The 1451-nt window shown below is 32.1% G+C and carries 1 pseudogene; it reads left to right on the forward strand.

The features are described from left to right. Positions 1-1393: pseudogene (locus tag REG_RS08875) on the forward strand (hypothetical protein); the annotation flags it as partial. Positions 1394-1451 lie beyond the last annotated feature (58 nt).

Below are 1451 nucleotides of genomic sequence, written 5' to 3' on the forward strand. Positions count from 1 at the left end.
TAAATTAACTTATTTAAATCTTTCTAGCGCGCTAATCGTGTCATTAGGAAAACTACCTAATAAATTAACTGCTTTAGAGATTTCGGACACGCGAATCTTGTCATTACCAAAACTACCTGATACATTAACTTATTTAAATATTTCGCATACATTAATGAGGGTTTTACCTGAAGATCTTCCTAGCGATCTACAAGAATTGAATATTTCTAAAACCCGGATAGATATGTTGGTAGCTGTATGCCCTAAACAATTAAAAATATTTAATATTTTTGATACCCCCGTATCAATGGCCAATAAGCTACCTGACTCATACTTGCATTCTAATTGTAGAGTAATCAACGAGCTCGGGTCAGAGGTAATAAGACAGGTACAAGCTCGCCACGAACATCTATCACGCCAGCAAATCACGGAGCGAACAATAAAGCAGTGGATAGAAAAAGAAGGAATTGAATTTAAAATAACCGAATTTTTACCAAAAGAGGATATTATAAGTTCTGAGGATATTATAAGTTCTCATGTAACCAGAAGCGAAGTAATCATGAATCAAGTTGCTCAATGTTATAATATAAACGTTAATTTAGTTAATGACACTCATTTCCACCATTATGGTAGTCAAAAGAAAGTTCCTGATAAGTTTACAAATATGTATACTCACTTTAATGAGCTTTATAGTGAAGTAGAAGATGCAAAACAATATATCACAATCGTAAAAAATAAAATATTAAGTGAGTATAGAGAAATTTATGATGATCAATCTAGAGTTATATTAGTACCAAAAATGCTTAATGTTGGGACACTTCAGCATAGCGACGTGAGAAAGTATTTTTGCAATCTGTTACGTACTAAAGATGAACTTATCATTCATGAGACTATGAATAGATTTTATTTTTATGTGACACGTATAGAGGATTACTTTAATAGATATAGTGATAGGATTGTTTTCATATCAAGCCAAAACTGTAGTTTAAATCCTAGTAGATTACTACTGGGATTTACCACTCCGTGTGATAGCGAAAAAACAGTTTATCTTATGGTAGATGCAATTTTTAGTGATAGAAGCTGTTGGAGAACCGCTCATGTTTTAATACATGAAATATCACACTCGGTTGGAGGATCAGAGGATCTTTTTCCGGTTATCCGTGCGAGTGAAAATTATGATGTTCATAGGCATATTAATGACATTGCAACTGGCAAAACTATTAATGATCTAAAGCATGATTTTCTGGGGGATCTGATCCAAGCATATGCTGAACGTCATAAGCTACCCGAAGATACTATAACCTCAGACACTTTCTTACAAATATTTCAATATGATAAAATGTTGAGAGCAAATATTATAATGGAAAATGCTGACTTTATACCCTATTTTATACATAAGATTGCTATATTATGAGTATATGATGCGATACTTTTTTAAAGTGTAAAAAAGTATTTTATAAAATAGGATCTAA

It is taken from the genome of Candidatus Regiella insecticola LSR1 (assembly GCF_000143625.1).
GTDB lineage: Bacteria > Pseudomonadota > Gammaproteobacteria > Enterobacterales > Enterobacteriaceae > Regiella > Regiella insecticola.